Raw genomic sequence first — 23323 nt, forward strand, 5'->3', positions numbered from 1 at the left:
CCCAAGGCCCCGGCTCCTGCCCGGGGCCGGACGGGACCGGCAGAAGGCTGAAACAAAGTCTGGTGGCCCGAGGTCGAAGGCCGCAGGGCTTCGGACTCGGGATACCCGCATAATGGCGACCACCCGCATCGAAATCCGGCACCAGGCGCATCCCCAGGGGGCGCATCCCCAGGGGGCGCATCCCCAGGGGGCGCATCCCCGGGGAGGGGAGGGGGCGCAAGCGCCCCTGCGCCACCCGGAGAAGGCCCATCGCCCAGACAACCCCATCCAGCGCAAGCCCTCCTGGATCCGGGTGAAGGCACCGACCCACCCGATCTATCACGAGACCCGCGCGCTGATGCGGGACAACAAGCTGGTCACGGTCTGCGAGGAAGCGGCCTGCCCGAATATCGGCGAGTGCTGGTCGCAGCGCCACGCCACCATGATGATCATGGGCGAGACCTGCACCCGCGCCTGCTCCTTCTGCAATGTGGCGACCGGGCTGCCCAGGCCGCTCGACCAGGACGAGCCGCGCCGCGTCGGCGAGGCGGTGGCGCAGCTCGGCCTGCGCCATGTGGTGGTCACCAGCGTGGACCGGGACGATCTGCCCGATGGCGGCGCCGCGCATTTCGCCGCGACCATCCGCGCCATCCGCGCCGCGGCGCCCGGCACCACCGTGGAGGTGCTGACCCCCGACTTCCTGCGCAAGGACGGCGCTTTGGAGGTGGTGGTGGAAGCGCGGCCGGATGTGTTCAACCACAACCTGGAGACCGTGCCGAAGCTCTACCCCAGCATCCGGCCGGGGGCGCGCTACTACCATTCGCTGCGGCTGCTGGACCGGGTGAAGCAGCTCGATCCTGCCATCTTCACCAAATCCGGCCTCATGGTCGGCCTCGGCGAGGAACGGATGGAGGTGCTGCAGGTGATGGACGACATGCGCAGTGCGGAGGTGGATTTCCTCACCATCGGCCAATACCTGCAGCCCAGCGTGAAGCACGCGGCGGTGGACCGCTTCGTCACGCCGGATGAGTTCGAGGATTATGCCCGGCTGGCCCGCGCCAAGGGTTTCCTGCTGGTCTCCGCCACCCCGCTGACGCGCAGCAGCTACCATGCGGATCGCGATTTCGTCGCGCTTCGCGACGCGCGGGAGGCACAGCTTCGCGGTGCGCGGGACGAGCAACTGCGCGCGGCGCGCAAGCGTGAGCCTGCTTCCGCCTGATGCCGACCCATGCTGAGAGGAAAGTGCTCCGCTACACGCCGGAGCAGCTTTTCGACATGGTCGCGGATGTGCGCCGCTACCCGGAATTCCTGCCCTGGTGCGTCGGCGCCCGCGTCCTTACCGCGACCGAGACGGAGCTGGTGGCGGACCTCACCATCGGCTTCAAGATGTTCCGCGAGAGCTTCCGTAGCGAGGTGACGCTGGAACGGCCGCAGCACATCCATGTGCGCTACCTGAACGGCCCCTTCCGCTACCTGAACAACCATTGGCGCTTCCACCCCCACCCGCATGGGACGGAGGTGGAGTTCTTCGTCGATTTCGAATTCCGCTCGCGGCTGCTGCAGGCCGTCATCGGGACGGTGTTCAACGAGGCGGTGCGGCTGATGGTGCGGGCCTTCGAAAGACGGGCGATGCAGCTTTATGGCAGGCCGCAGGCGCCGCCGGCCGTGGCGCCGGTGGTTTGAGGGAGGCGTCGCGCCGCAAGGCACGCCTTACGGCGCGACTCTCCCTCAAGCTCCCTCCCGCAAAGGGCCGAAAAGACCCTTTGAACCCTTGAGTCTGCGCTTCGGCCGACGGGTCCAGGACCCATGGTTTCCAAAGGCCTTTCGGCCTTTGGCGGAGGGAGCTTGAGGGAGGCAGAGCCTCCCTCAGCCCTCAGGCCGCCGAGGCGTCGATCCACCCCACGCACCCATCCGCCCGCCGGTACACCACGTTCAGCGCGCCGGAGGCGATGTTGCGGAACATCATCACCGCCTGGGCGGTGCGGTCCAGCCGCATCACCGCCTCGCTCACCGTCAGCCGGGCGATGTCGGCCGGCTGCTCGGCGACGATCGGCGGGTGCACGGCCTCCGGCGCCGCCGCGCCGTCCGCCAGCCCGTCCGGCGCCGCCTCGCCATCGGCCAGGCCGTCCTCCGCCTCCCCGTCCGGCCGCAGCACGGCGTCCGTCGCCGCGTCGCGCGCCTCGGCGAAGCTGCGGGCGTGTTCGTTCACCCGGCGGCGGTAGCGGCGCAGCCGCTTGGCGACATGGCTGGCGGCTTCCTCGAAGGCACGGTGGGCGTCGGGCCCTTCCCCCTCCCCGCGCATGAACAGGTTGCGGCCGGCCTTCAGGTTGATGTCGCACGCGAAGAACGCGGCCAGCTTGCCCTTGGCGTCGCGGCGGAAGGTGACATTGGCCTCCAGCGCGTGGTCGAAATATTTGCGCGCGATGCCCTCCAGCCCCTCACGGACATGCTGCTGCAGCGCCTCGCCGGTTTCGACCTGCTTGCCTGCGACGGTGATGTGCATATGGGCTTCGCTCCTTTCCCTGTTGTGACGGGAAAGGCTCCTCCCGGCGCTGCGGCGGCCGGCCCACTACCGAGGGAAAGTGCTACCCAGGGTAGCAGCGCGCGGCCGAACCGCGTGGATCACGCCTGGCGGCATGCCCGCCTCCGCGGACGGAATCGGGCAGCGCCCGGGCGGGATCAGGCCGGGACGGCCTTCTCCCGTTTGCGCTGCACCGAGGATGGGATGCGCAGCGCATCCCGGTATTTGGCCACGGTTCGGCGGGCGATGTCCACGCCTTCCTGCCGCAGCCGGTCCACGATCGCGTCGTCCGACAGCACCGCTTCGGGATCCTCGGCATCGATCATGGCGCGGATCCGGTGGCGCACCGCTTCCGCCGAATGCGCCTCGCCGCCCAGGGTCCCGGCGATGGCGGTGGTGAAGAAGTATTTCAGCTCGAAGGTGCCGCGCGGCGTCGCGATATATTTGTTCGCCGTCACGCGCGAGACGGTGCTCTCATGCATCTCGACCTGCTCCGCCACATCCCGGAGGATGAGGGGGCGAAGGTGCTCGACCCCATGGCGGAAGAAGCCGTCCTGGCGGCGAACGATTTCCTGCGCGACCTTGATGATGGTGGTGGCGCGCTGCTCCAGGCTCTTCAGCAGCCAATTGGCGCTCTGCAATTTCTCGGCGAGGAAGGCCTTGTCCTCCCGGTTCCTGGCGCCGACCTGGCAGCGGGCGTGGAAGCCGCGATTGACCAGCACGCGGGGCAGCGTCTCCGGGTTCAGCTCCAGGATCCAGGCGCCGCTCTCGGCGAAATCCGGGGCGCGGCGCATCAGCACGTCCGGCACCACGGCCGGCGCCGGAGCGGCGTCGAAGCTGGCGCCGGGCTTCGGGTCCAGCCGCTTCAGCTCGGCGATCATGTCCGCCAGATCCTCGGCATCCACGCCGCACACCTGCATCAGCGCCAGCCGGTCCCGCCGCGCCAATAAGTCCAGATGGTCCAGCAGCGCCTGCATGGCGGGGTCCAGCCGGTTGCGCTCGGCAAGCTGCACGGCGAGGCATTCCCGCAGATCGCGGCAGAACATGCCCGCCGGGTCGAAAAGCTGCATCCGGGACCGCACGCCGGCGACGCGCTCCACCTCGCAGCCCAGGGCCTGGGCCAGCGCCTCATCCGGCACCGCCAGCCGGCCGGCGGGATCCACCAGGGCGACGAGCTGCGCCGCGATCAGCCGGTCCTTCGGGTCGGTGAAGGTCAGCCGCACCTGCTCGCCGAGATGCTCGCGCAGCGTCTTGCCGCTGCCGGCCAGATCCTCGACGCCGGAGAGGTCGTCGGCGAAATCGGCGCGGCCGCCGCGGCCATAGGGGCTTTCATAGCCGCCGCTGTCATAGACATTGTCCCACTCGGCATCGAGCGGCCCGGCAGCGGCCGCCGGCAGCGCCTCCGAGGTGGCGGCGGCGTGGCTGTCCGGCGCTTCCGGCTGGGCCGGCAGCGGGTCCACCCGGTGGCCGGCATCGGGGCCGGGCAAGGGGCGCTCATCGCGCTCCAGCAGCGGGTTGCGCTCCAGCTCCTCCTCGACGAAGGCGGCGACTTCCAGGTTGCTGGATTGCAGCAGCTTGATGGCCTGCCGCAATTGCGGCGTCATCACCAGCGATTGCGACTGGCGGAGGTCGAGGCGCGGCGCGAGGCTCATGCCCGGCCTCCGGGCAAGCGGGCGCGGTGCGCCCTTCGGCGGCAGGGCTGGGATATGTCGCCGGCGCTGTGGGCCATCGCGCTACAGGCTGAACCTCTCGCCCAGATAGACGCGCCGCACCCCCTCATGCGCCACGATGTCCTGCGGCGCGCCCTCCATCAGCACCTTGCCCTCGTGCAATATGTAGGCGCGGTCGATGATCTCGAGCGTTTCCCGCACATTGTGGTCGGTGATCAGCACGCCGATGCCGCGATTCTTCAGGTGTTTCACCAGGTCGCGGATCTCGCCCACCGCGATCGGGTCGATGCCCGCCAGAGGTTCGTCGAGAAGGATGTAGGAAGGGTGAGTGGCGAGCGCCCTGGCGATCTCGCAGCGCCGCCGCTCGCCGCCCGAAAGCGCCAGCGCCGGGGCGCGGCGGAGATGGGCGATGCCGAATTCCGCCAGCAGCGCATCCAGCATCTGCTCCCGCCTATCGCGCAGCGGCTCCACCACCTCGAGGGCGGCGCGGATATTGTCCTCCACGCTGAGGCCGCGGAAGATCGAGGCCTCCTGCGGCAGGTAGCCGAGGCCGAGCCGGGCGCGGCGGTACATGGGCAGCATGGTGACGTCATGCCCGTCCATGACGACGCTGCCCTCATCCGGCTGCACCAGGCCGGTGATCATGTAGAAGGTGGTGGTCTTGCCGGCGCCGTTGGGGCCGAGCAGCCCGACCGCCTCGCCCCGCTTCAGGCTGATGGAGACGTTCCGCACCACCGGCCGCTTCTTGTAGCGCTTGCCGAGGCCGGTCGCGACCAGCCCGCCTTCGCCCGGCAGGGCACGCAGCGGCGGGGCTTTCGCCATGGGCTGGTCCATCATGGCCGGCGCTCCCCGGCCGGGGATTCGGCGGGCTGGGGCTGCGCCCCGGGCGCGGCGCCGCCCTGCTCGCTGTTCGGTACCACAAGGCCCTGCACCCGGGCGCCGGGGGCGGAGACCAGCCGGGCCACGCCCGTCCGCATGTTCACGATGGCTTCCCGGCCGTTCAATTGGTTCTCGCCGCGGGTGATCCGCACCTCCCCCAGCAGCCGCGCCATGCCGGTGGCGGCGGAATAGACGCCGCGGGTGCCGCGCACCACCTCCGTCGGGGTGCGGATCTCGACATTGCCGAAGGCCTCCACCCGGTCCAGCCGGCCGGAGCCGGGCACCTCCCGCTCTCCGGGCGCCACGACGGGGCGCGGGGCAGGGGAGGAACCAGGGGCGTCGAGGAAATAGGCGACGAGGGTATCGGCGGTGATGCGGCGATCCTCCACGGTGTCCACCACCACGGCATTGCCGCGGGCGACGGCCATCTTGCGCTGGGACCAGTATTCCAGGCTGTCCCGCGCGGTGATGCGCTGCTGCGGGGTGTCGAGGCCGAGGTCGCGGCCGGTCAGCACCAGCACCGCCTGGTCGATGTCATAGACGGCGCGGTCGCCGCGGGCGGTATCGGTCTGGGTGGCGATGCGGACACGGCCTTCCGCTTCCAGCCGCCAGATCTCGCTGGCGCCGCCGGTGCCTTCCGCTCCTGGCGGCCGGGCGGCGGCCTGGGTCGCGCTGCCGGGCGCCCCAGGCCGTGGCGCGCCGGATTGGGCGCCGCCGCCGCGCGGGCGGTAGCGGGCCAGCAGCCTGTCGCTGGTGACGACGACATCGGCGCGGGCGGCGCGGGCATTGCCGCGGGCGATCACGACCTGCTCCGCCTGCCGCCATTCGATGCCGTCCGAGGCGGTGACGTCGATCGGCCCGCCCTGGCTGAGATCGATTCCCTGGGCCAGGGCGGGGCCGGCCGCCCAAGGGCCGGCCAAGGGCGCGGCCAGCAGCAGGGCGGCGAGGAGCAGCGGGCGCCTCATTCCCCGCCCTCCAGCACCGCATGGGACTGGCCGGTGAAGAGGATGACGGCGCCACGCTCGGTCAGGCGGAAGCCCTCGGCGGTCAGGGTGCCGAAGCCGCCCTGGGCCGCCACCGGGCTATCGCCGCTGGCGCTGCCGGCCTCGATCTCCACCGCGGCGGTCTCGGTGACGAGCTGGGTGCCGTCATCGTGGTTGATGGTGACCTCGCCGGCGAGATCCAGATGCTGGGCCGGGCGGTCGAAGCGGCCGCGCCGGGCGCTGAGATGCACCCAGGCGCCGTCGGTCAGGGTGATGTCGGCGCGCGGTGCCTCCAGCTCCAGGATCTCGGCGCTACCGGGCTGCTGGCCGACCAGGGCGGTGACGGTGAAGGGGCGGTTCTGGTCGTCGATGCCCTGGTAGCGGGGGTTGACGACGCGCAGCGCCTCGGCCCGCGGCTGGACGGTGCGGCGGAAGGAGACGCGGGAACGGTCCTCATTGCCTTCCAGCTCCGGCCAGAAGGCGATGGCGGCCAGCAGCAGCAGGGCGAGGACGGGCAGCAGCCGCTTGGCCCAGCGCACCGCGAAGCGGCGGCGGGCGAGCTGGCCGGAGGTGGGGGGCCGGCGTTGCCGCGACGGGGCGAGAAGCTGGCGGCCCGACAGCACGATGGCGCGGGCGGCGGGGCCCGGCGAGGGGCGGTTGCGGTGCGGGATCATCCCACCCCCGCCAAAGGGGCCAGGCCAGGGCGCCGCGAAAGGGCCTGGCAGGGCGTACCGGGAAAGGTTGGGGAAGCGATCACGCCCGATGTATGGGGCCCGCCGCGCGACGGGTCAACGCTCCTGGACATCGCGGGACAAGAATCATGCCAAAGCGAGGCAGGCGGGGCTTGACCACGCCTCAATGCGCGAAGATGTCGGGGTCTTCATAGCCCAGAAGGTCCAGCGCGCCGCGGGTTGGCAGGAAGCGGAAGCAGGCCTCCGCCAGCTCCAGCCGGCCTTCCCGCCGCAGCAGCGCTTCGAGCTTCGCCCAGAGCGCATGCAGGTGGAGCACATCCGAGGCAGCATAGGCAAGTTGTTCCGCGCTCAGATCTGGCGCGCCCCAATCGCTGCTCTGCTGCTGCTTGGAGATCTCCACCCCCAGCAGCTCCTTGCAGAGATCCTTCAGCCCGTGCCGGTCGGTGAAGGTGCGGATGAGCTTGGCGGCGACCTTGGTGCAGATCACCGGCTGGACGGCGATGCCGAGATGCTGCTGCAGGGCGGCGCAGTCGAAGCGGGCGAAATGAAAGAGCTTGGTGGTGGCCGGGTCGGTCAGCAGGCGCTTGAGGTTGGGGCAGTCCGCGCCGCGGCCGCCGAGCGCGGGCGGGATGATCTGCACCAGATGCGCATCGCCGTCCCCGGCCGAGAGCTGCACCAGGCAGAGCCGGTCGCGATGGGGGTTGAGGCCCATGGTCTCGGTATCCACGGCCACCACCGGGCCCAAAGCGAGGTCCTCGGGCAGGTCATGCCGGTGGAGACGGATCACGGCGGGGCTCCTCGAGCGGGGGGCGGGGGCGAAGAGGGTGACCGCCATGGGGTCTTTCCAAGGGCTGGCCAAGGGCTGCAAGGCGGCGGGCGGCCCCGGCCATCTAGAGGCCGGGCCGAGGCAACGCAAGCGGGACCATCGCCGGGCCCCGGCCGTCCCGGCGCGCTCCGCGTATCGAGGATATCCGCCGCCGGCCCGGCCGCGTCCTACCATCCCCGATTACGAAAGCCGGCCCCCGACAACGGAACCGGAGGAGATGGTACGGTTGAGCGGAGCGAAATCGCACCAGCGCGATGGGTTGGTGGGCGGCATCGCGCGAAAGAAAATGGTGCGGTTGGGCGGAGCGAAATCGCACCAAACTCCCCGTTTCCGCTGACGTTTGCACCAAGCGCGTGCCAAACGTCCCGAAAGCCGCAGAAACCTAGGGAAATGGTGCCCAGGAAAGGACTCGAACCTTCACGACCTTGCGGTCACTGGCACCTGAAGCCAGCGCGTCTACCAATTCCACCACCTGGGCAGTCACGGCGCCGGAGCACCGTGGGCGGAGCGGCGAGATAGAGGGCGCGGGGCGGGACGTCAAGCACCTGCTTGGCGGCTTCGCGCACGCGCCATATGGTCCGCGCCGCCGGGAGAACGGAGGCCCGCTGGACCATGACCGGACTGACGATTGGGAAAACCGCCACGGTATTCGGGGGCTCCGGCTTCATCGGCCGCTACGTGGTGCAGCGCCTGGCGCATCAGGGCTGGCTGGTGCGCGTCGCGGTGCGGGACCCGGCGGGGGCGCGCTTCCTGCAGACCCAGGGGCGGGTCGGGCAGATCGTGCCGCTGGCCGCCAGCCTGGCCGATGCCGGCGCGGTGGCGCGGGCGGTGGCAGGCGCCACGCTGGTGGTGAACCTGGTCGGCATCCTGGCGGAGAAGAAGCCCGGGCAATTCGAGAAGGTGCATGCGGAGGGCGCCGGCACGGCGGCGCGGGAAGCCGCGGCGGCGGGGGTGGAGCGGCTGGTGCATGTCTCGGCGCTGGGGGCCGACCCGGCCAGCCCCTCCGCCTATGGCCGCAGCAAGGCGGCAGGGGAGGCGGCGGTGAAGGCGGCGTTCCCGGCGGCGACCATCCTGCGCCCCTCCATCGTCTTCGGGCCGGAAGACCAGTTCTTCAACCGTTTCGCTGCGCTGGCCGGGCTGCTGCCGGTGATGCCGGTGGTGGCGGGGGCCACGCGCTTCCAGCCGGTCTATGTCGGGGATGTGGCGGATGCCGTGCTGGCGGCGGCGGAGCGGCCGGAGGCGGTGGGCCAGACCTATGAGCTGGGCGGGCCGCGGGTGATGAGCATGCGGGAGCTGCTGGCCTATGTGCTGGAGGTGACCGGGCACCGGCGCCGGCTGGTGACGCTGCCTGCCGCGCTGGTGAAGCTGCAGGTGGCGCTGGGGCGGTTCCTGCCCAACCCGCCGCTGACCGCGGATCAGTTGCTGATGCTACAGCGGGACAATGTGGTGACGGAGGGGGCGCCTGGGCTGGCGGCGCTCGGGATTCAGGCCAAGGCGGTGGAGGCGGTGGTGCCCGGCTATCTCTCGCGGTTCCGGGCCGGCGGTGGCCGCCGGCCGGTATTTGCGGCGTAAAAGGTCCGTATCGGACATTTATGGCAGGCCACAATGGCGAGCCTGGCCACTTCTTGCGAGGCGCTAGGGAAATTGGGACAGAAGAACTGTCCTAACAGGCAAAAAGGACTCGCATTCCCGTCTTCCGGCCCCTAAAGCTGCGGTGTACCCGCCGGCAACGGTCGGGGGATGTCGCTCGGCTCTGTTGCAGCCGCGGCGCTATCCCCCGGACCCCAGAGCATGCCGGCTGCCCAGGGGATTCCGCCTATGGCCGAGCGCATGCTGCAATTCGTCCGCCTCCAGCAGGCCCAGCCGGAGAAACGCGACATCGCGGCGCGCCGTTCGGATTTCGGCGAGATCTACCGCGAATTCGCCGCCGAGGCGGCCAGCCAGCAGGCCAGCCGCTGCAGCCAGTGCGGGGTGCCCTTCTGCTCCGTCCACTGCCCGCTGAACAACAACATTCCGGACTGGCTGAAGCTGACCGCGGAGGGGCGGCTGGAGGAGGCCTATGAGGTCTCCTCGGCGACCAATACCTTCCCCGAGATCTGCGGCCGCATCTGCCCGCAGGACCGGCTCTGCGAGGGCAATTGCGTCATCGAGAAGGGGTTCGAGAGCGTCACCATCGGCGCGGTCGAGAAGTACATCACGGACACCGCCTGGGACCGCGGCTGGGTGACGCCGCCGAAGCCGCGGGCGGAGCTGCCTTATTCCGTCGGCATCATCGGCGCCGGCCCGGCCGGGCTGGCGGCGGCCGAGCGGCTGCGGCTGCGCGGCTACCAGGTGCATGTCTATGACCGCTACGACCGCGTCGGCGGGCTGATGATCTACGGCATCCCGAACTTCAAGCTGGAGAAGGAGGTGGTGCTGCGCCGCTGGCAGCAATTCGAGGCGGCGGGAATCCAGTTCCACCTCAACACCGCCATCGGCCAGGAGGTGACCCTGGCGGCGCTGCGGGAGCGGCACGACGCGGTCTTCATCGCCACCGGCGTGTACAAGGCGCGCGACATCGAATGCGTCGGCAGCGGGCTGGCGGGCATCGTCCCGGCACTCGACTACCTCACCGCCTCCAACCGCGACAATCTCGGCGACACGGTCGCCGCCTTCGCCTCCGGCGCGCTGAACGCCAAGGGCAAGCGGGTGGTGGTGGTGGGCGGCGGCGACACCGCCATGGATTGCGTCCGCACCGCGGTGCGCCAGGGCGCGGCCTCCGTGACCTGCCTCTACCGGCGGGACAAGGCGAACATGCCGGGCTCCCTGCGCGAGGTGAAGAATGCCGAGGAGGAGGGGGTGGAATTCACCTGGCTCGCGGCGCCGGAGGCGTTCCTCGGGGACGATACGGTGACCGGGGTGCGGGCGGTGCGCATGCATCTCGGCCTGCCGGATGCGACGGGGCGGCAGCAGGTGGCGCCGATCGCCGGTTCCGCCTTCACCATCCCCTGCGACCTCGCCATCAAGGCGCTGGGCTTCGATCCGGAGGACCTGCCCACGGCCTTCGGCGAGCCGGGCCTGCCGGTGACGCGCTGGGGCACGCTGAAGGTGCATCACCGCACCATGATGACGGAGCTGCCCGGCGTGTTCGCCGGCGGCGATATCGTGCGGGGCGCGAGCCTCGTGGTCTGGGCGATCCGCGACGGCCGCGACGCGGCGGAACAGATCGACGCCTATGTGAAGGCGAAGGCGCAGCAGGCGCTGGCGGCGGAGTGAGAGCCATGAGCGAGCACGAGAACGGCCAGGCTTTCGTCGAGGGCTTCCTGGACAACACGGCGACGCTGGCGGCCGCCCATATCGACCTCACCGAGCACGATGCCTGCGGCGTCGGCCTGGTCGCCGCGCTGGACGGCAAGCCGCGGCGGGAGGTGGTGCAGGCCGGCATCGACGCGCTGAAGGCGGTGTGGCACCGCGGCGCCGTGGATGCCGATGGCAAGACCGGCGACGGCGCCGGCATCCATATCGAGATCCCGCAGGATTTCTTCGCCGAGGTGGTGCGCCGCGGCGGCGATAGGCTGCAGCCCGGCCGCATCGGCGTCGGCATGGTGTTCCTGCCGAAGACCGATCTCGGCGCGCAGGAGCGCTGCCGGCAGATCGTCGAAAGCGAGATCCTCGCCGCCGGCTACGCCATCTATTCCTGGCGCCAGGTGCCGATCAATGTCGAGTGCATCGGCGAGAAGGCCAATGCCACGCGGCCGGAGATCGAGCAGATCCTGGTCTATGACCCGGAGCAGCGCGACGCTGCGCTCTATGAGCGCGACCTCTACGTCATCCGCCGGCGGATCGAGAAGCAGGCCATCGCGGCGCAGATCCCGGAGCTCTATCTGTGCTCCCTCTCCTGCCGCTCGCTCATCTACAAGGGGATGTTCCTGGCGGAGCATCTGACGGAATTCTACCCGGATTTGCTGGATGCGCGCTTCGTCAGCCGCTTCGCGATCTACCATCAGCGCTATTCCACCAACACCTTCCCGACCTGGCGCCTGGCCCAGCCCTTCCGGATGATCGCGCATAACGGCGAGATCAACACGGTGCATGGCAACGCCAATTGGATGAAGTCGCACGAGACCCGGCTTGCCCATCCGCTGCTCGATCCCTATCTGGAGGAGATCAAGCCGGTGGTGCAGGCGGGCGGCTCGGACACCGCGACGCTCGACAATGTCTTCGAGCTGCTGGTGCGCGGCGGCCGCGACGCGCCCATGGCCAAGGCGATGCTGATCCCGGAGAGCCTCGGCAACAACGCCACCATGCCGGCGGCGCATCGCGACCTCTTCCTCTACTGCAATGCGGTGATGGAGCCCTGGGACGGACCGGCGGCCATCGCGGGGACGGATGGGCGCTGGGTGATTGCCGGGCTGGACCGCAACGGGCTGCGCCCGCTGCGCTACACCGTCACCGCCGACCATCTCCTGGTGGTCGGCTCCGAGACCGGCATGGTGAAGCTCTCGGAGGACCGGATCGTCGCCAAGGGCCGCGTCGGCCCCGGCCAGTGCATCGGCGTCGATCTCGACGCGGCGGAATTCTTCAGCGACGCCGCGCTGAAGGATCTGCTCGCCGCCCGCAAGCCCTTCGGCCAATGGACGGAGCGCACCACCCGCATCGACGGCATCGTCAAGGCGGATGGGCAGGAGCCGGAGCTGTTCCGCGGCGAGGAGCTGCGGCGCCGACAGCTCGCCGTCGGCTACACGCTGGAGGAGCTGGAGACCATCCTGCACCCGATGGTGGAGGAAGCGCAGGAAGCCATCGGCAGCATGGGCGACGACACGCCCATCGCCGTGCTCTCCGGCCAGTATCGCGGCCTGCACCATTACTTCCGCCAGACCTTCAGCCAGGTGACCAACCCGCCCATCGACTCGCTACGCGAGACGCGGGTGATGACGCTGAAGACCCGGCTCGGCAATCTCGGGAACATCCTCGACGAGGACCCGACGCAGTGCGACATGCTCATGCTGGACAGCCCGGTGCTGTCCAATGCCGAATTCGCCGCCATGCGCCAGTATATGGGCGCCAGCGCCTGGGAGGTGGATTGCACCTTCCCGGTGGCGGAAGGCGCCGCCGGCCTCCGCCGCGCCTTCGACCGCATCAGGCGGGAGGCGGAGGAGGGCGTGCGCAGCGGCTGCGCCCATATCGTCCTGACCGATGAGCATCAGGGGCCGGAGCGGGCGCCGATTCCGATGATCCTCGCCGTGGGTGGCGTGCACACCCATTTGGTGAAGACCTCGCTGCGCACCTTCACCAGCCTGAATGTCCGCGTCGCGGAATGCGTGGATGTGCATTACTTCGCGGTGCTGATCGGCGCCGGCGCCACCACGGTGAACGCCTATCTCGCGCAGGAGAGCATCGCCGACCGGCATCGGCGCGGGCTGTTCGGCGAGATGAAGCTGACGGATTGCGTCGCCCGCTACAAGAAGGCGGTGGACAAGGGGTTGCTGAAGGTGATGTCGAAGCTCGGCATCTCCGTCCTCTCCTCCTATCGCGGCGGCATGAATTTCGAGGCCATCGGCCTCTCCCGCGCCCTGGTGAACGAGTTCTTCCCCGGCACGCCGAGCCGCATCTCCGGCATCGGCCTCAACGGCATCGCCCGCCGCGTGCTGGCGCTGCACGCCAGGGCCTGGGATGCGGATGTGGTGACCCTGCCGGTCGGCGGCCTCTACAAGCTGCGCAAGCGGGGCGAGAACCACGCCTTCGACGGCAGCCTGATCCACACCCTGCAGCGGGCGGTGGAGACGGAGAGCTACGCCATCTTCAAGCGCTACTCCGAAGCGGTGCGCAAGCTGCCGCCCGTCGCGCTGCGCGATTTGCTGGATTTCCGCAGCGAGGGCCGCACCCCGGTGCCGCTGGAGGAGGTGGAGAGCATCACTGAGATCCGCAAGCGCCTGCTGGCGCCCGGCATCTCCCTCGGCGCGCTGAGCCCCGAGGCGCATGAGACGCTCTCCATCGCGATGAACCGCATCGGCGCCCGCTCCGACAGCGGCGAGGGCGGCGAGGACCCGGCCCGCGCCCGGCCGCGGGCCAATGGCGACAACGCCAACAGCGCGGTGAAGCAGATCGCCTCCGGCCGCTTCGGCGTGACGGCGGAATACCTGAACAATTGCCGGGAGATCGAAATCAAGGTCGCGCAGGGCGCCAAGCCCGGCGAAGGCGGCCAGCTCCCCGGCTTCAAGGTCACCGGGCTGATCGCCCGGCTGCGGCATTCGACGCCGGGCGTGACGCTGATCTCGCCGCCGCCGCATCACGACATCTACTCCATCGAGGATCTGGCGCAGCTCATCTACGACCTGAAGCAGATCAACCCGGATGCGAGCGTCTGCGTGAAGCTGGTCTCGCGCAGCGGCATCGGCACCATCGCGGCGGGCGTGGCCAAGGCGAAGGCGGATGCCATCCTGGTCTCCGGCCATTCCGGCGGCACCGGCGCCTCGCCGGTCTCCTCCATCAAATATGCCGGCCTGCCCTGGGAGATGGGCCTCTCGGAGACGCATCAGGTGCTGCAGCTCAACCGGCTGCGGCATCGGGTGAAATTGCGCACCGATGGCGGCATCAAGACCGGCCGCGACGTCGTCATCGCCGCCATGCTCGGCGCCGAGGAATTCGGCATCGGCACCGCCTCGCTGGTGGCGATGGGCTGCATCATGGTGCGGCAGTGCCACAGCAACACCTGCCCGGTCGGCGTCTGCACCCAGGACGAGACGCTGCGGCAGAAATTCACCGGCTCGCCGGAGAAGGTCATCAACCTCTTCAGCTTCGTGGCGGAGGAGGTGCGGGAAATCCTCGCCGCCCTCGGCTTCCGGAAACTCACCGACGTGATCGGCCGGACGGAGCTGCTGAAGCAGGTCAGCCGCGGCTCGGAGGATCTGGACGATCTCGACCTCAACCCGCTGCTGGTGAAGGCGGATGCCGGCCCGCACGCCGCCTATTGCACGCTGGAGGGCCGCAACGAGGTGCCGGAGACGCTGGACGCGGACATGATCCGCGACGCCCAGCCGCTCTTCGACCGCGGCGAGAAGATGCAGCTTGCCTACAACATCCGGAACACCCACCGGGCGATCGGCACCAAGATCAGCAGCCGCATCGTCCGCAAATTCGGCATGGCCGGGCTGCAGCCGGGCCACCTGACGGTGCGCCTGCGGGGCACGGCGGGCCAGTCCCTCGGCGCCTTCGCGGTGCGCGGGCTGAAGCTGGAGGTGTTCGGCGACGCCAATGACTATGTGGGGAAGGGGCTTTCCGGCGCCGCCATCGTGGTGCGGCCGGGGCCCTCCTCCTCCCTGGTCTGGAACGAGAACACCATCATCGGCAACACCTGCCTCTACGGCGCGACGGCGGGCGAGCTCTTCGCCGCCGGCCAGGCGGGCGAGCGCTTCGCCGTGCGCAACAGCGGCGCGACCGCGGTGGTGGAAGGCTGCGGCGCCAATGGCTGCGAGTACATGACCGGCGGCACGGTGGCGATCCTCGGGCCGGTGGGCGATAATTTCGGCGCCGGCTTCACCGGCGGCATGGCCTTCCTCTACGACGCGGACGAGACCTTCGAGAAGCGGCTGAACCCGGAGACGCTGCTCTGGTCGCGCCTGGCTTCCACGTATTGGGAGGGGGTGCTGAAGGCGCTGGTGCAGCGGCATGCGGATGAGACGGGCTCCCGCCTCGCCGCCCGCCTGCTGAATGACTGGCAGGTGGAGCGCGACCGCTTCTGGCATGTGGTGCCGAAGGAATACGCCAAATACCTGCCGCAGCCGATGCAGGAAGCGGCGGCGGTGGCGGCCGAGTAGGGCAGGGGGCGGCGGGCGGGGAGGTATTTCCCCGCCCGCCGCCCCGCCGCTGCTTTTCGCACCCGCGGCATGGTGGCATAAGCGGCAGCGTGCGTATTCTTCATCACCTTCCGCTCTCCCCCTTCTGCCGCAAGGTCCGCCTCGCGCTCGCCGAGAAGCGCATCCCCTTCGAGCTCCGGATCGAGCGCGTCTGGGACCGGCGGCCGGAATTCCTCGATCTCAACCCCGCCTGTGCCGTGCCGGTGCTGGTGGAGGAGACCGGCCTCGCCATCGCCGACAGCGCCGCCATCTGCGAATATCTGGATGAGGCCTATCCCGACCTCAGCCTCTATGGCCGGACGCTGGCGGAGCGGGCGGAGGCAAGGCGGCTGACCGCCTGGTTCGACGGCAAGTTCAATGCCGAGGTCACCCAGAACCTGTACTATGAGAAGCAGCTCAAGCGCCTGCTCGGCCGCGGCAATCCCGATGCGGGGGCGATCCGCGCCGGCTACGCCAACCTCAAGCCGCATCTCGAATATCTCGGCTGGCTGGCGGAAACCCGCGCCTGGCTGGCCGGCAACCAGGTGAGCCTCGCCGATTTCGCCGCCGCCGCGCATCTCTCGACGCTCGACTATATGGGGGAGGTGGATTGGTCGCTGAACGACGCGGCGAAGGAGTGGTATGCGCGGGTCAAGTCCCGCCCCGCCTTCCGCCCGCTGCTGGCGGACCGCGTCAGCGGCATGACGCCGCCGGCGCATTACGCCGATCCGGATTTCTGACACTCCCCATGACCTTGCTGCGCAGCGCCATGGGGGCCCCGGGTTTTGCCCCAGGCGGGCGCTGCGCGCCGCCATGGCGCCCTTTCAGGCCGGACGACCGGCGCCTCGCACAGCCTGCCGCGGCAAAGCCGCGGCAGGGCAGGGGTCAGGGGCTGGCGCGGACGCGGCGGGGCATCACCGGCCGCCGCAGCCTCACCCCCATCAGCCCCGCCGCCAGCGCCAATTGCGCCGCCACCAGCAGGAAGGGCCAGTCCCAGCCGCCGCTCGCCCGCACCAGGGCGAAGAACCCCGCCGGCCCCGCGACATAGCCGCAGAAGACCAGCAGGGTGGAGCCGCTGGTCGCGTCCGAGATGTGGTCGGGCGGCGCCAGCCGGGCGATCTCCGCCATGACGATGCCGTTCCAGCTCGCGCAGAGCCCGCCATTCAGCACCGCCAGCAGCATCAGCCAGGGCAGGCCCGCCCCCACCGGCAGCGCCACCAGCGCCACGACGCAGAGCGACGCGGCGTAGCCCTGCCACACCAGGTTGCGCGTCGCCTGGCCCGTGCGGTCGGCCAGCCAGCCCAGCAGGATGCGGGCGAAGATGCCGGTGCCCTGCAGCACCGCGAAGACGCTGCCGGCGGCCACCAGCCCCAGCCCATGCACCTCCACCAGCCAGGAGACGCAGAAGGTGAAGAGGCAGCCCTGCGTCACCGCGAAGGCGAGGCCGAGCAGGCTGAGCGGCAGCAGCATCCGGTCCACCCGCAGCGCCCGGAAGGGTGCCGCGAGATTGCCGCGGCCGAGCAGCGCCGTGAGCGAGACGGCGCGGCTCCGCTCCCGCGCCGCATCCAGCCTGGCGCGGAGTGGCTGGATGGCGAGCAGCGCCACCGCCGCCCCGGCGGAGACCAGCAGCACCGCCGTGAACCAGCCCCAGGCCGCGGCGATCGGCGCCGCCAGCAGCCCGGCCAGCGAGCCACCCAGCGGCGCCCCCGCCTGCTTCACGGAAAAGATCAGCGTGCGGTGCCGCGGCGGCGCGGTGGCGGCCAGGATGCGGCTGCCCGCCGGCGGCGTCGGCCCATAGCCGATACCGAGCAGCAGCGAGGCGGCGATCAGCGCGAAGGGCGTGCCGAACCCGGTCAGCAGCAGCCCCGCCAGGGCGATCGCGATGCCGATCTGCAGCGCCCGCACCGGCCCGAACCGCGCCAGGATGGCGCCGCCGAACAGCAGGAACAGCACCGTCCCCGCCGCGGTGACGGCGGTGAGCGGCCCGATGCTCTCCGGCGCCAGCCCGGCCTCCGCCGTCAGCAGTGGCGCGATCACCGGCAGGGTCTGGCACAGGGCGGAGGCCACGGCCTGCATCAGCAGCGTGGCGGCGAGCGGCGCCACCCAGGCCGGCATGGCAGAGGGCGGCGTGACGGAGCTGGGCGACGCTTCGGCCATCACTGCCACGGTAGCATTCCCATGCTGCACCGCAATCTTGCCAGCGCGCGCCACCGGCGCCAAAACCGCCGCGACGTTCGAGGAGGGTTGGGATGCCGCAGGGCAGCGGACCGGTAGGGTTCATCGGCTTGGGGATGATGGGCTTGCCCATGGCGCGCAGCCTGCTGCGCCAGGGCTTCGGCCTGGTGGTCTGCGACGCGAACCCGGCGGCGCGCGAGGCGGTGGCGGAGGGCGGCGCGCCCGGCGCCGTGGCCGCGGCGGCGACGCCGGCGGCGGTGGCGGATGGCGCCGACATCATCGTGCTGATGCTGCCGGACAGCAACGTGGTCGCCGCGGTGACGGAAGGGAAGGACGGGCTGCTCGCCGCGCTCCGCCCCGGCCAGGTGGTGATCGATATGGGCTCCTCCCGCCCCGGCGAGACGCGGCGGCTGGCGGCCCTGGCCGCGGCGCGCGGCGCCGCGCTGATCGACGCGCCGGTCTCCGGCAGCGTGGTGAAGGCGAAGGCCGGGACGCTCGCCATCATGGTGGGCGGCGAGGATGCCGCCTATGCCAAGGCGGAGCCCGTGCTGCGCGGCATGGGCGAGACGCTGATCCGCACCGGCGCGGTGGGCAGCGCGCATGCCATGAAGGCGCTGAACAACTACGTCTATGCCGCCGGCCTGCTGGCGACGGCCGAGGCGCTGCGCCTGGCGGAGGCCTCCGGCCTCGACCTCGCCATCTTCGCCGATGTGCTGAACGCTTCCTCCGGCCGCAACATCGCAACCGAGACCAAGGTGAAGCAGGAAATCCTGCCCGGCCGCTACCAGGGCGGCTTCCAGCTCGGCCTGATGCGGAAGGATCTGGAGACCGCCGGCAGCATCGCCGAGGAGACCGGCGTGGCGGCCGGCGCCCTGGCGCATTGCCGCGCCTTCTGGACCGACGCCCTGGCCGCGCTGGGGCCGAAGGCCGACAACACCGAAATCCATCGCTTCCTTGGAGAGCGCCGTTGATGCTGACCCGTCGCGTGGCGCTCGCCACCCCGCTGTTCCTGCCTGCCCTCGCTCGCGCCCAGAATTGGCCGGACCGGCCGATCCGCCTGGTCGTCGCCTTCCCCGCCGGCAGCGTGACGGACACGCTGATGCGCCACCTCTCGGAGCCGCTGACGCGCGAGCTCGGCCAGCCGGTCATCATCGACAACCGGCCCGGCGGCAACGGCGTGGTGGGGACGGAAAGCGCTGCCCGCAGCCCGGCGGATGGCCATACCTGGTGCGTGCTGAGCGTGACCAATGGCGCGCTGAACACCTACACCGTGCCGCGCCTCTCCTACGACCCGGTGAAGGATTTCACCCCGATCGGCTATGTGGCGGAGACCGCCTATATCCTGGTGGTGCCGGCGAATTCCCCGGCGCAGGACCTGGCCGGGCTGATCGCCCTGGCGAAGCAGCGGCCCGGGCAGCTCACCTTCAGCCACGGCAATTCCAGCGCGCTCATCGCCTCCGCCACCCTCGCCCGGATGGGCGGGGTGGAGATGACGGCCGTGCCCTATCGCGGCGGGCCGGAGGCGCTGACGGATGTCATCGCCGGGCGGATCGACAGCACCTGGACGGATATCCCGGCCGGGGCCCCGCAGATCCGCGAGGGCAAGGTGCGGGCGCTGGCCGTCACCTCGCCGCAGCGCTTCGCCTTGCTGCCGGACGTGCCGGCGGCGGCGGAGACGCTGCCGGGCTATGGCTTCACCTTCTGGTTCGGCATGTCCGCCCCGGCGGGGACGCCGGCGCCGGTGGTGGCGAAGGCCAACGCGGCGCTGAACAAGGTGCTGCGCCAGGGGGAATTCGCCGAGAAGGTGGCGCGCCTCGGCTATGTGCCGCGGGCGGAGGAGCCCGAGTGGTTCCGGACCTTCCTCCAGGCCCAGATCGGCGAGCTGACCAGCCGCGCCAAGGAAGCCGGGATCGAGCCAGGCTGAACGGCGCGGCCTCGCCTTGCGGGGGCCGGCCGTGCCGCTTTCTTCCCGGCCCGCGACGCGGCTGCAAGGAAAGGCGGCACGGCCGGGCGCCGGCCATCCCCGCCTGGGAGACGATGCTCAGGCCCTGCCCATCCCCGGCCAGGTGTAAAATTTTCTGACAGGCCAGGGGCGGGCTGCGCCCCATGCACAAGGATTCACCTTCTACCGCCGCACATGAAAAAGGCCGCTGCGTCGCGGCAGCGGCCCCGGTCGGCGGGTCGGAAGGCGTCAGTGGCGGCGGCGGGAGACGCCGATGCCCAGCAGGGCGGCGCCGAGCAGCATCAGCGAGGCGGGCTCCGGCACCGCGACCGCCTCGGCGAGGCTCAGATCGTCGACCACGGAGAGCAGCGAGTCGAAGCCGGCGATGGTGATGGAGGTGAAGGGCGTGTCCGAGAGGAAGCCCTGGAAGGCCAGGCCACCATTATCCGAGGTGGGCACCAGGAAGGTGTCGCCGTTGATCGTCACCAGGACGAAGCTGCCCGCGTCGAAGATGGTGCCGAACCGGGCGCTCAAGCCGTAGGTCGGGGCGAAGTTCAGCGTCACCGCCTCGCCCAGGAAGCTGAGCGCGAGCACCGCGCCGGTCCCGAAATCGTAGATCTGCAGCCCGTCATCCGCCACGTAGCGGGCGACTTCCGCCGACTGGCCGGCGGTGCCGTAGGTCACCCCGGCAAGGATGGAGCCGGCGACATTGGTGATGCTGTCGGGCGGGGTGATGCCGTCATAGCTCTGCGTCGGGCCGCTGGAGAAGCCGGCCGTGGCGAGGTCCGCGAGATAGGCGCCCTGATTGTCGTAAACCACCGTGGCCGCCTGGGCCACCTGCAGCGCGGCGCCGGTCAGCAGAGCGAGTGAGGCCAGAAAGACGCGACGCATTACGGTACCTCCGACGATACCGGCTCGGAAGCAATGGCTGTGCCAGCGCCTAGGGCCTTGAATCGACTTATGGAAACCATTCCAGGTCCCGTAGGTGTAAATTTCTCCGACGGTCCCGCACCGCCCCCGCGCCGCCCGGCTGGCGAGGGGTTTGCGGCCGCCGGCCTGTACGTTATAAAATAACTGATGATGCGCCAGCTTCAGGATCCACTCGCCCTCGCCTCGGGGGCCTTCGCGCGGCTCGGCCTGGCGGCGGCGCTGCTGGCGCTGCTCTGGCTCGCCACCGCCTGGGCGCTCGGCGCATGAGCGCGCCGGGCAGCCAGGGGGCGGAGGCGCGGGCGGGCCTGGCGGTGCCGGAGATCCGGCTGCGCGACCTGACCTGTTCCTATCAGCGCCATCCGGCGGTGCACCATCTCAGCGGGCGCTTCACCCCGGGCAGCCTCACCGCCGTGGTCGGCCCGAACGGCGCGGGGAAAAGCACCCTGCTGCGCGCCCTGGCCGGGCTGCACCGCCCGGATGCCGGCCGCATCGAGGGCGCCGCCGGCCAGGTGGCGCTGCTGCCCCAGGCCTCGGCGCTGGACCGCCACTTCCCCATCGCCTGCCTGGATGTGGTGATGTTCGGCCTCTGGGCCGGGACCGGCAGCTTCCGCGCCATCGGCGCCGCCGGAAGGCGGAAGGCGCGGGCGGCGCTGGCCGCCACCGGCCTCGCCGGCTTCGAGACCCGGCCGGTCGGCAGCCTCTCCGCCGGCCAGTTCCAGCGCCTGCTCTTCGCCCGGCTGCTGCTGCAGGATGCGCCCGTCATCCTGCTGGACGAACCCTTCAACGCGCTGGATGCCCGGACCGCGGCCGATCTCCTGGCCATGCTGCATCGCTGGCATGGCGAAGGCCGCACCATCATCGCCGTGCTGCATGACCTGGAGCTGGTCCGGCGGGATTTCCCCGAGACCCTGCTGCTGGCGCGGGATTGCCTGGGCTGGGGCCCGACGACCGAGGTGCTGACCGCCGCCAACCGGCTGCGCGCCCGGATGATGCCGGAGGCCTGGGACCCCGAGGCCGCCCCCTGCACCCGGCCGGACGCCGCCTGATCCTGCTCGACCCTTTCCTCGATTACGGCTTTCTCCGCCGCGCCTTGGTGGGCTGCCTCGCCTTGTCCCTGGCGGCGCCGCCGCTCGGCGTCTTCCTGGTGCTGCGGCGCATGTCGCTGACCGCCGATGTGCTGGCGCATGGCATCCTGCCGGGCGTCGCGGTCGGCTTCCTGGTGGCGGGGCTTTCCGTGCCGGCCATGGCGGCGGGGGGGCTGGTGGCGGGGCTGGCCGTCGCCGTGGGGGCGGGGGCGCTGTCCCGCGTCACCGGGGGGCGGGAGGATGCGTCGCTCGCCGCGCTCTATCTGGTGGCGCTGGCGGCCGGGGTGGCGCTGATCTCCTGGCGGGGCGGGGCGGTGGAGCTGACCAGCCTGCTCTTCGGCAGCGTGCTGGGGGTGGATGATGCCGCGCTGCTGCTGATGGCGGGCAGCGCCACGGTCACGCTGCCGGCGCTCGCCCTGGCCTGGCGGCCGCTGGTGCTGGAATGCTTCGACCCCGGCTTCGCCCAGGCGGTGGGGGCGCGGGGTGCCGCCTGGCATCTCGGCTTCCTGGCGCTGGTGGTGCTGAACCTGCTGGCCGCCTTCCAGGCGCTGGGCACGCTGATGGCGGTGGGGCTGATGATGCTGCCGGCCATCGCGGCGCGGCACTGGGCACGGCAGGTGGGGGGCATGGTCTATGCTGCCGTCGGGCTGGCGGTGCTGGCCTCGGTGGGCGGGCTGCTGCTCTCCTTCCATGAAGATCTGCCGGCCGGGCCGGCGGTGGTGCTGGTGGCGGGGGGGCTTTGGGCGCTCTCCGTCGTGCTTGGGCCGGTGGAGGGCTTTGTCGCGAAGCTGCGGCGGCGGCATCTGGAAGGGTAGGAAGGGGCTCGGCCCCCGGTTCGCCTGGCTGGCGGCGCGCTCCGGTGACCTTGTGCCGCCGCCGCCGCCGCTCGGCGCGCCGGAGCAGGGCTTCCCGGTGCCGGCGGAGGCGCCGGGGGACCTGTCTGCATGGGGCGTGACGCGCGATGCCGGAAGAGGAGAGACCAGAAGCGGCCCCGGCCGGGGCGGGCAGGGCAACCCCCAGGCCGCCCCGGGCGCGCTGGCACCGGCCGCCGCCCCGCCCCTGGCGGTGCCGGGCGGGCTGCTGCCGCCCCGCCCTGGCGGCGGCGCGCGTCGCGCTGTGCGGCACGGTGCTGACCGCGCCAGCGACGCGGCAGTGCCCGGCGGCGGAGCGGCGCACGCCGGCATCGTCAGCATGACAGTCCTGAACCACGAACTCCGATCAGGCGCTTCCACCTGATCGGATACGGCCCTGTCCTGGGGTATCGGACCCCCGGGCAGAGGCCCTGCCGCCATTGGCGGCAGCGTCACCCGCGCATCCTGGCCGGGGCGAGCTGCCGGCTGCGGTTACCAGCGATAGGCCACCGGCGGGGGCGGCGCATAGTAGTAGGCCGGAGGCGGCGCATAGACGACCGGGGGCGGGGCGTAGACCACGGGCGGCGGCGGCGCATAGACCACCGGCGGAGGCGGCGGCGGGGCGATAAGGCTGCCGGCCACGGCGCCCAGCGCCAGCCCGCCCAGCACCCCGGCCACCACGGCGCCGCCATTCCCGCCATGGTGATGGTGGTAATGGCCAGGCGGACCCCAGCCCCGGCCACGATGCCAGCCCTCCGCCTGCGCGGCCGGGGCCAGGGTGGCGATGGAAACCGCCGCGGCGGCGGCCAGAAGGATAGGTTTCATATCAGGACCCTCCTATGGGTCTTGCCGCTGACATAAGGCGCCGAAACCGGCCGGATTATGGCGGGATGCCGGCGGATCGGAGCCGGGCGGTGACGATGGCGTGAGGCGAACGATCCCCGGCCGGCTGCCGCAGCGCCTGGGCAGTCCGCGG

At 71.0% G+C, this 23323-nt stretch carries 19 protein-coding genes and 1 tRNA gene; 10 read left to right on the forward strand and 10 right to left on the reverse strand.

The features are described from left to right. Positions 1-112: 112 nt before the first annotated feature. Together lipA and E5N76_RS08485 are read left to right on the forward strand one after the other, a co-directional pair. Positions 113-1198 (forward strand): lipoyl synthase, encoded by a 1086-nt coding sequence (lipA, locus tag E5N76_RS08480; protein WP_149536864.1) that lies wholly within the window; start codon positions 113-115, stop codon positions 1196-1198. Beyond that, positions 1198-1662 (forward strand): type II toxin-antitoxin system RatA family toxin, encoded by a 465-nt coding sequence (locus tag E5N76_RS08485; RefSeq protein ID WP_149536865.1) that lies wholly within the window; start codon positions 1198-1200, stop codon positions 1660-1662. Before lipA ends, E5N76_RS08485 begins: the two co-directional genes overlap by 1 nt. A 190-nt stretch (positions 1663-1852) precedes the next feature. On the opposite strand, the gene hpf is transcribed toward E5N76_RS08485, so the two are convergent. The 7 genes from hpf to E5N76_RS08520 form a co-directional block, all read right to left on the reverse strand. After that, the gene (hpf, locus tag E5N76_RS08490; protein WP_149536866.1) at positions 1853-2482 is read right to left on the reverse strand and encodes a ribosome hibernation-promoting factor, HPF/YfiA family; all 630 of its coding nucleotides are present in this window, start codon (positions 2480-2482) and stop codon (positions 1853-1855) included. A 176-nt stretch (positions 2483-2658) separates the two neighbouring features. Beyond that, entirely contained in the window at positions 2659-4152 is a 1494-nt protein-coding gene (gene rpoN, locus E5N76_RS08495) for an RNA polymerase factor sigma-54 (RefSeq protein ID WP_149536867.1), read from the reverse strand. An 81-nt stretch (positions 4153-4233) separates the two neighbouring features. Beyond that, positions 4234-5007 carry an LPS export ABC transporter ATP-binding protein gene (gene lptB / locus E5N76_RS08500; RefSeq protein ID WP_235907630.1) on the reverse strand — a complete coding sequence of 258 codons (774 nt, stop codon included), beginning with the start codon at positions 5005-5007 and terminating at the stop codon, positions 4234-4236. Further along, positions 5004-6014, reverse strand: a complete 1011-nt coding sequence (locus E5N76_RS08505) for an LptA/OstA family protein (RefSeq protein ID WP_149536868.1) — start codon at positions 6012-6014, stop codon at positions 5004-5006. The genes lptB and E5N76_RS08505 overlap by 4 nt, the downstream gene beginning before the upstream one ends. Then, positions 6011-6706 carry an LPS export ABC transporter periplasmic protein LptC gene (gene lptC / locus E5N76_RS08510; RefSeq protein ID WP_149536869.1) on the reverse strand — a complete coding sequence of 232 codons (696 nt, stop codon included), beginning with the start codon at positions 6704-6706 and terminating at the stop codon, positions 6011-6013. Before lptC ends, E5N76_RS08505 begins: the two co-directional genes overlap by 4 nt. Positions 6707-6887: 181 nt before the next feature. Then, positions 6888-7559, reverse strand: coding sequence for a ribonuclease D (locus E5N76_RS08515; RefSeq protein ID WP_149536870.1), 672 nt, complete (start codon positions 7557-7559; stop codon positions 6888-6890). A 382-nt stretch (positions 7560-7941) separates the two neighbouring features. Further along, positions 7942-8028, reverse strand: a tRNA-Leu gene (locus E5N76_RS08520). A gap of 143 nt (positions 8029-8171) precedes the next feature. On the opposite strand from E5N76_RS08520, the gene E5N76_RS08525 reads away from it, so the two are divergent. The 4 genes from E5N76_RS08525 to fzlA all read left to right on the forward strand — a co-directional run bounded on the left by E5N76_RS08525 (position 8172) and on the right by fzlA (position 16104). Next, positions 8172-9122, forward strand: a complete 951-nt coding sequence (locus tag E5N76_RS08525) for a complex I NDUFA9 subunit family protein (protein WP_187830089.1) — start codon at positions 8172-8174, stop codon at positions 9120-9122. Positions 9123-9368: 246 nt separating this feature from the next. Next, positions 9369-10805 carry an NAD(P)-dependent oxidoreductase gene (locus tag E5N76_RS08530; RefSeq protein ID WP_149536872.1) on the forward strand — a complete coding sequence of 479 codons (1437 nt, stop codon included), beginning with the start codon at positions 9369-9371 and terminating at the stop codon, positions 10803-10805. Positions 10806-10810: 5 nt separating this feature from the next. Then, positions 10811-15346: a glutamate synthase large subunit gene (gene gltB, locus E5N76_RS08535; RefSeq protein WP_149536873.1), complete on the forward strand. Its 4536-nt coding sequence runs from the start codon at positions 10811-10813 to the stop codon at positions 15344-15346. An 89-nt stretch (positions 15347-15435) separates the two neighbouring features. Then, complete coding sequence (gene fzlA / locus E5N76_RS08540; RefSeq protein WP_149536874.1) at positions 15436-16104, forward strand: FtsZ-binding protein FzlA; 669 nt, start codon at positions 15436-15438, stop codon at positions 16102-16104. Positions 16105-16249: 145 nt separating this feature from the next. Here fzlA and E5N76_RS08545 read toward each other — a convergent pair whose 3' ends face one another. Further along, on the reverse strand, positions 16250-17521 hold the full coding sequence (locus tag E5N76_RS08545) for an MFS transporter (protein ID WP_149536875.1): 1272 nt from the start codon (positions 17519-17521) through the stop codon (positions 16250-16252). Between the two features lie 92 nt (positions 17522-17613). Between E5N76_RS08545 and E5N76_RS08550 the strand changes: the two genes are divergently transcribed. After that, positions 17614-18510, forward strand: coding sequence for an NAD(P)-dependent oxidoreductase (locus E5N76_RS08550; RefSeq protein WP_149536876.1), 897 nt, complete (start codon positions 17614-17616; stop codon positions 18508-18510). Next, positions 18510-19463, forward strand: coding sequence for a Bug family tripartite tricarboxylate transporter substrate binding protein (locus tag E5N76_RS08555; RefSeq protein WP_149536877.1), 954 nt, complete (start codon positions 18510-18512; stop codon positions 19461-19463). Before E5N76_RS08550 ends, E5N76_RS08555 begins: the two co-directional genes overlap by 1 nt. A 267-nt stretch (positions 19464-19730) precedes the next feature. On the opposite strand, the gene E5N76_RS08560 is transcribed toward E5N76_RS08555, so the two are convergent. Next, positions 19731-20372, reverse strand: a complete 642-nt coding sequence (locus tag E5N76_RS08560) for a PEP-CTERM sorting domain-containing protein (RefSeq protein WP_149536878.1) — start codon at positions 20370-20372, stop codon at positions 19731-19733. A 302-nt stretch (positions 20373-20674) separates the two neighbouring features. Here E5N76_RS08560 and E5N76_RS08565 point away from each other — a divergent pair, with 302 nt between their 5' ends. Both E5N76_RS08565 and E5N76_RS08570 read left to right on the forward strand, forming a co-directional pair. Next, the gene (locus E5N76_RS08565; protein ID WP_149536879.1) at positions 20675-21457 is read left to right on the forward strand and encodes a metal ABC transporter ATP-binding protein; all 783 of its coding nucleotides are present in this window, start codon (positions 20675-20677) and stop codon (positions 21455-21457) included. After that, complete coding sequence (locus E5N76_RS08570) at positions 21454-22311, forward strand: metal ABC transporter permease (RefSeq protein WP_408021701.1); 858 nt, start codon at positions 21454-21456, stop codon at positions 22309-22311. The genes E5N76_RS08565 and E5N76_RS08570 overlap by 4 nt, the downstream gene beginning before the upstream one ends. A gap of 528 nt (positions 22312-22839) precedes the next feature. Here the strand turns inward: E5N76_RS08570 and E5N76_RS08575 are convergent. After that, positions 22840-23172, reverse strand: coding sequence for a hypothetical protein (locus tag E5N76_RS08575; protein ID WP_149536880.1), 333 nt, complete (start codon positions 23170-23172; stop codon positions 22840-22842). Between the last annotated feature and the right edge of the window lie 151 nt (positions 23173-23323).

Origin of the sequence: Siccirubricoccus phaeus (assembly GCF_008360935.1) — a bacterium.
Taxonomy (GTDB): domain Bacteria; phylum Pseudomonadota; class Alphaproteobacteria; order Acetobacterales; family Acetobacteraceae; genus Siccirubricoccus; species Siccirubricoccus phaeus.